Genomic DNA, 5,890 nt, shown 5'->3' on the forward strand with positions numbered 1-5,890 from the left:
GGAATACCACCATAAAAAGAGAAATTAGAAAACCCATAAAACAGAATGAAACACAGCGATTAAGCCAAGGAGCACTCCCTGGCTTTTTTGTTTGCACAGTTCCATACAGAGAAAGTAAATTACAAAATCAGCACAAGGAACCTGCGGCAGACAGGGGAAAAGGAGGAAACAATCAAAATGATGGACTACGAAACTTTCAAAGAAGTGGCAAGGGAGCAGCTTCTAAACTACATGCCAAGCGGATTTGAGGGCTGCACGGCAGAAATCCGCCCGGTATTAAAAGTGAATCAAAAGCTGGATGCCTTGGAGCTGTTTGCTCCTATGAAAGAGAGCAGACAGCGGACGAACGTAAAGCCCAGAATCTATCTGAACTATATGTACCAGGATTACAAGAAAAGCGGAGACTTAAAGGAAACCCTGCAGGCGGCGGCACTGGAGCTTAAGGATGCCTACGAAGATGAGATCATGAAAAACGGGCACGGCCTTTTGGAAAACGCAAAAGAAAAATTGGTGGTACAGCTTATCAACACGGAGCAAAACAAGGAACTGTTAAAGACCCTCCCCCACAGGCCCTTTCAGGATCTTTCCATCGTGTACCGTCTTGTGGCAGAGATACTCCCTGGGGAAATCCGGTCATCCCTCGTGAATAAAAATCTGGCAAAGCAACTGGGAATGGAAGAAAGCGATCTGTATGAAGCGGCCATCCACAACACAAAGCGGTTATTTCCGCCGGTAATAAAAACCATGAATCAAGTGCTCTGGGATATGGTAGGGGACTTTATGCCGATTGAGGTTATGAGTATGGAGGTGGAAGAAGATGCTGTGGGGAACCTGATGTATGTAATCAGCAATGAACAGCAGATAAACGGGGCGGTGTCCATACTGTATGAGGAAGAATTGCATGGGCTTTCGGAAAAGCTGGGGGCTGACTTATATCTTATGCCCTCATCCATAAACGAAGTGATTGCCGTATCCGCTGATTTTGGGGATCCGAATGAGCTGGCACAGATGGTTATGGACATTAACATGTCAGCAGTGCTTGTGGATGAAAGACTGTCCAATCAGGTATACCACTATGACAAGGAACTGCGGGAAATCACCCTTGCCACGGACATGCCAAACAAGAGACTGGATCGGATTGTGGCAGAGCCGTCCCTTGCTTACGGGACAAAGCAGTCCAGATAGGAAAGAAATGAAAGAAGAAATCAGAGAGGTTACAATGGAAGAACTTTTCGCATTCATAAAGGCTCAGACGGGGGATTTTCTAATCCGTGTGGAGCCGGAAAAGGAGGAAAGCCTTGGAGACCAGGGAGTCGTTTCAGCTTGATGTGGTATCCGTGCGGCTTGTGAGAGACGCTCCCCTGTTTTCAGACAGAAAGATTTGCCGTCCGGAGGATGCAGTCGCAGTGGTGGGAGAGGTTCTTGGAGAAATGGATCGGGAGGTGTTATGTGTGCTCAACCTGAAAGAAGACGGAACCCCCATTAACTGCAATTTCGCAAGCATAGGGGCAATTAATAAAGCAATAGCAGAACCCAGAGAATTGTTTAAAAGTGCCATTCTCTCCAATGCGGCAAATATGATACTGGTTCACAATCATCCAAGCGGCAATGTCATGCCGTCAAAGGAAGACACCATGCTGACGGACCGCATCTTAAAGCTGACAGATTTACTGGGAATACCGCTGTTGGATCACGTCATCGTAGGGGGAAACAACAGATGCTATTTCAGTTTTCACGAGAAAAAAATGATGGAACGGCCCAAGATCTCCGTGATTCAGAATTATGAACAGCTTGAATTTAAAAACCAGGCATTGGCCGCAGAACCCAAAAGAGGGAGATAATCTATGGACAGAAGAAACAGTTTTACCCAGGAAGAACTTGCCGCTGCAAAGAGTGTAGATCTGACAGCCGTTGCATCCAGTCTTGGCTATACGGTAAAAAAGATTGGGAATTACCACACCCTAAAAGAGATGGATTCCATCCGTATCTACAACCGTAAGACCTGGTTCCGGTGGTCCAGGGAGTATGACAGGGGAGAGAACGGCGGATCGCAGATAGATTTTCTGCGAGTGTTCGCAGGGATGGAGGTGAAAGAAGCTGTTTTCTGGCTCCTTGACTTTGCGGGATATCAAAGGACAGGCGGCTGGGAAACAAGGAATCAAATCATGGAGCCTACGAAAGAGGAAAAGAAAAAGCCGTTTATACTGCCGGAGCCTGCTGAGAATAATGGCTGTCTTTACCTGTACCTTAAGGAAGTAAGGAAGCTGTCAGGGGAAGTTATTAATTACTTTTTAAAGTCGGATCTCATCTATGAGGAGAAGCGTTACCACAACATTGTTTTCAAAGGCAGGGATAAAACCGGAATTACACATTTCGCAAGCATGCGTGGCATATCGGGTACAAATGGAAAAGGCTTTAAATGTGATGTTGCCGGAAATGATAAAAGCTATGGCTTCAACGTCCGTAATGACAGCAGTACGGAGCTAGTGGTTTTTGAGGGAGCCATTGATCTGATGAGTTATATGGACATCTACAACGATTTTCACACCAACAAGCTTGCCCTTGGGATGCTGGCGGATGCTCCCCTGGAGACGTTTTTAAAAGAGCATCCACAAATCCGGAGCATCAAATTCTGCCTTGACAATGATGGGCCTGGCAGAGCCGCAGCGGAAAAGCTGATGCAGAAATACGATGAAGCAGGCTACGAGGTGGAGGATTGTCCGCCGCCAAAGGGCTGTAAGGATTACAACCTGTTTCTGCAGAAGATAAAAGAGCTAAGCGGCCAGATCGGAAAGGAGAAGAGAGCCGTGCGTTGAAAAATGTGGGAGCAGTAAAAGTCAACTGAAAAAGTCAACTTAAGCTTCTCGATTTCAACTTAGCAGGAAATTTCTGGAAGAGGATGGAAGCGGACATGGACTGAAAAAGTAAGTTGAATTTTGGAAAATCAGTTGAAAAAGTCAACTGAAATTCCTGTTTTCAACTTAAAATATCAACTTATCGTATAGGATAAACGGGGTTTTAGGGGTGTTCCCCTAACCAGAGGCACTTGTATTACAAAGTGCGTATCTGGCAAATTCCCGTTGGGAATTTTAAAAGAGCCGATGCCGGGAAAGGGAATCGGAGCTTTTTTTATACACAAAACCGGAGAAAGGAGGTGGAGTTCCTGGCCAGGGAAAAGATATCTGACTCCCTTTTGCATGGATTTAGAGCAAAAAGCAATCGAACGGGTAAGAACGGCATCCGAGATGTCGCTTGCCCTTTACGGAAGTCCTCTCGTCGTGACGGACAGCGGAGGAAAGGACAGTGCCATATGCAGGGAGATCGTAAGGAGGGCGGGCATCCCCTATGAGGTACAGCACAACCTTACCACAGCGGACGCACCCCAGACCATTTACTATCTAAGGGAGAATTTCAAACGTCTGGAGCAAAGCGGCATTCCCTGTCAAATTAATTATCCTTTTTACAAAGGAGAGCGAGCGACCATGTGGAAGCTCATTCCCATAAAGAAATTTCCACCCACAAGGATACAGCGGTATTGCTGTCAGATTTTAAAGGAGGGCGGTGGAATGGGGCGGTTTATCATCACGGGCGTTCGTTGGGATGAGAGCGTAAAACGCAAAAGCAACCGGGGAATCTTTGAAAACTTTACAAAGGATCCGGGCAAGAAATTGATCTTGAACAATGACAATGACGAGAGACGGCTTCTTTTTGAGAACTGCTCCTTAAAGGGAAAACGGATCTGCAACCCTATTGTGGACTGGAAAGACCGGGACGTGTGGGAGTATATCGAGAGTGAAAGGCTACCCGTCAATCCCCTCTATGAGATGGGCTTCTTTCGTGTGGGATGCATCGGATGTCCCATGGCCGGGAAAATCCGGTGGAAAGAGTTTTCCCTGTTTCCCACCTACAAGCATGCGTACATCCGGGCATTTGACAGGATGCTGGACTGCATACATGCCGGCGGTTCAAAGACCAGATGGAAGACGGCGGAGGACGTGTTTCTCTGGTGGATGGAGGTGGAACAAGTGGAGGGGCAGTTAAAGCTTGAGGATTTTGAGGAATGGAGAAGTGAAAACGGTAAACAGATGGAATTGGAATAGGAGGCAAGCCATTTGAAAGAAACAGACAGGAAGAAAAACGCAGGAGGGCCAAAGCCTTTTCAAAACGGAAAGGCACTTGCTGAATTTTTAAAAGAAACATTTCCCATTACGGAACAAGAGGGAGAGACGTTGTTAGGCTGTGTTAAGGAACAGTCAATTTTATTAGGGCAAAAAGACGGGGAGTTGTACCGTGGAGAACAGGTTTCGGGGGAAGAGCAGGGCAAAATACACTGGGAGCTTGATGCCATAGAAGATGTGATCAATTCCGCCTGCGAGTACAATTTTGAAGCCATCTTACAGCTTACCCAGGATTTGATGGACACCGAGGACAGGAAGACGTGCAATGGGATCAGTGCAAGGCTGAGCCGCTTTTGCACGGATGAAGTGATTCTGGATAACCTGTTTGACCGCACGAAATACGGAAAGGAGATCGAGGAACTGGCCCGGACACTGGCGGAGGAATTTATCCGGGATATGGAATCCAAGGACGGGATTGACGGTGCAATCGAGAAAATGAAAGAAGCCATAGATGCAGGAAAGGATCCGCTTCCGGACGTCTCCCTGGCATTAAAACAAAATACAGAGAGGTCACGCTAGATGCCGGAGGGAAAGAAAGAGATCATCAAGCCATTCCGCCTGACCCGAAAAGAAGCGGACAGATTGAAAGAGCAGGCACGGGAACGGGGGATGAAAGAATCGGAATACCTCCGCCTGCTCCTCTCGCAGAAGCCCAAAGATTATCCAGAAATCCGCATCCTGTTAAAAGAGCTGATCGGGGAGGTCAGTGCCATTGGGAACAACGTGAACCAGATAGCAAGGAACCATAATTCAAAGCTGTACCGCATGGAGGATCGGGAATTTTTACTTGCCTGCATGAAAAAGCTGAACCTGACGGTTCAGGCGGCGGTGGATAAAATAGGGGACTTGTAAAAAGGCAGGGAGCAAAGGCGGCAGAAAAAATGGCAATCAGCAAGATTCTCTATATCGGTGACTGCGGTGCAGGGTACGCAGGGAAGCATTTAAAGCAGGCCCTTGACTATATCACAGATCCGGACAAAACGGACAACGGGCGGTTTACAGGCTCCTTAAACTGCCAGAGGGAGCAGGCATACGAGCAGATGCATCGGACCAAGGAGCAGTTTGGAAAGACCGACAAGCGGCAGGGATACCACCTTATTATTTCCTTTGCGGAGGGAGAGGTGGATGCGGACACGGCCTTTGAGGTGATTGGAAGATTTGCAGGGGAGTATCTGGGAAAGAATTATGAAGCCTTATATGCGGTGCATGACAACACGGTACATGTCCACGGCCATATTATTTTTAACAGCGTCAGCTTTAGAAACGGTCTGAAATACCGCTATAAAAAGGGAGACTGGGAAAAGGAGATACAGCCCATCACAAACCGGTTATGCAGGGAATATGGCCTTTCAACCATTGAAATATCCGAGGATGGGGCGAAGAAATCGGAAAAGTACCAGGAGTGGGAGGACTTTCGGAATGGGAAATATATCTGGGCCGACATGATAAGGCGTGACATTGACGCATCCATCCTGCAGGCGGCAACCTATGAATCCTTTTTGTCCATACTGTCCGGCATGGGGTATGAGATAAAGAACGCATACCGGACGGAGGGAAAATACCTGGCTATCAAGCCCATGGGCATGAGCAGGTTTCGGCGTTTAAGGTCACTGGGGGGAAATTATACGGAGGAACGGATTCGGGAACGGATCCCACAGGAAACCCTTTCCTCCCTATTTAGTCAAGTCTTTTTCCTTATTTTTCAAGGATTT

At 47.3% G+C, this 5,890-nt stretch carries 9 protein-coding genes; all 9 read left to right on the top strand.

What is annotated here, in order from left to right; genetic code table 11:
• Window positions 1-248, top strand: a 248-nt coding sequence (locus VSQ61_RS22375; protein ID WP_334346531.1) for a hypothetical protein, incomplete at its 5' end; no start/stop codon positions are given.
• On the top strand, window positions 178-1,185 hold the full coding sequence (locus VSQ61_RS22380) for a DUF5688 family protein (protein WP_334346532.1): 1,008 nt from the start codon (window positions 178-180) through the stop codon (window positions 1,183-1,185). The genes VSQ61_RS22375 and VSQ61_RS22380, both read left to right, overlap by 71 nt.
• Window positions 1,186-1,192: 7 nt before the next feature.
• Complete coding sequence (locus tag VSQ61_RS22385; protein ID WP_334346533.1) at window positions 1,193-1,327, top strand: hypothetical protein; 135 nt, start codon at window positions 1,193-1,195, stop codon at window positions 1,325-1,327.
• Complete coding sequence (locus tag VSQ61_RS22390; protein WP_334346534.1) at window positions 1,299-1,841, top strand: JAB domain-containing protein; 543 nt, start codon at window positions 1,299-1,301, stop codon at window positions 1,839-1,841. Before VSQ61_RS22385 ends, VSQ61_RS22390 begins: the two co-directional genes overlap by 29 nt.
• Before the next feature lie 3 nt (window positions 1,842-1,844).
• Window positions 1,845-2,816, top strand: coding sequence for a DUF3991 domain-containing protein (locus tag VSQ61_RS22395; RefSeq protein ID WP_334346535.1), 972 nt, complete (start codon window positions 1,845-1,847; stop codon window positions 2,814-2,816).
• Between the two features lie 381 nt (window positions 2,817-3,197).
• Entirely contained in the window at window positions 3,198-4,100 is a 903-nt protein-coding gene (locus VSQ61_RS22400; protein ID WP_334346536.1) for a phosphoadenosine phosphosulfate reductase family protein, read from the top strand.
• A 12-nt stretch (window positions 4,101-4,112) separates the two neighbouring features.
• Entirely contained in the window at window positions 4,113-4,697 is a 585-nt protein-coding gene (locus VSQ61_RS22405) for a hypothetical protein (protein WP_334346537.1), read from the top strand.
• A complete protein-coding gene (locus tag VSQ61_RS22410; protein WP_334346538.1) occupies window positions 4,698-5,030 on the top strand; it encodes a plasmid mobilization protein in 333 nt (110 codons plus the stop codon).
• A 29-nt stretch (window positions 5,031-5,059) separates the two neighbouring features.
• Window positions 5,060-5,890 (top strand): relaxase/mobilization nuclease domain-containing protein (locus VSQ61_RS22415; protein WP_334346539.1); only part of this gene is annotated, 831 nt, incomplete at its 3' end.

The organism is Candidatus Merdisoma sp. JLR.KK006 (assembly GCF_036941035.1).
GTDB lineage: Bacteria > Bacillota > Clostridia > Lachnospirales > Lachnospiraceae > Laedolimicola.

Bases quoted from the DNA above. Each gene is read 5' to 3' on its own strand.
- VSQ61_RS22380 (WP_334346532.1), top strand. From the start codon at position 178: ATGATGGACTACGAAACTTTCAAAGAAGTGGCAAGGGAGCAGCTTCTA.
- VSQ61_RS22385 (WP_334346533.1), top strand. From the start codon at position 1,193: ATGAAAGAAGAAATCAGAGAGGTTACAATGGAAGAACTTTTCGCATTC.
- VSQ61_RS22395 (WP_334346535.1), top strand. From the start codon at position 1,845: ATGGACAGAAGAAACAGTTTTACCCAGGAAGAACTTGCCGCTGCAAAG.
- VSQ61_RS22400 (WP_334346536.1), top strand. From the start codon at position 3,198: ATGGATTTAGAGCAAAAAGCAATCGAACGGGTAAGAACGGCATCCGAG.
- VSQ61_RS22410 (WP_334346538.1), top strand. From the start codon at position 4,698: ATGCCGGAGGGAAAGAAAGAGATCATCAAGCCATTCCGCCTGACCCGA.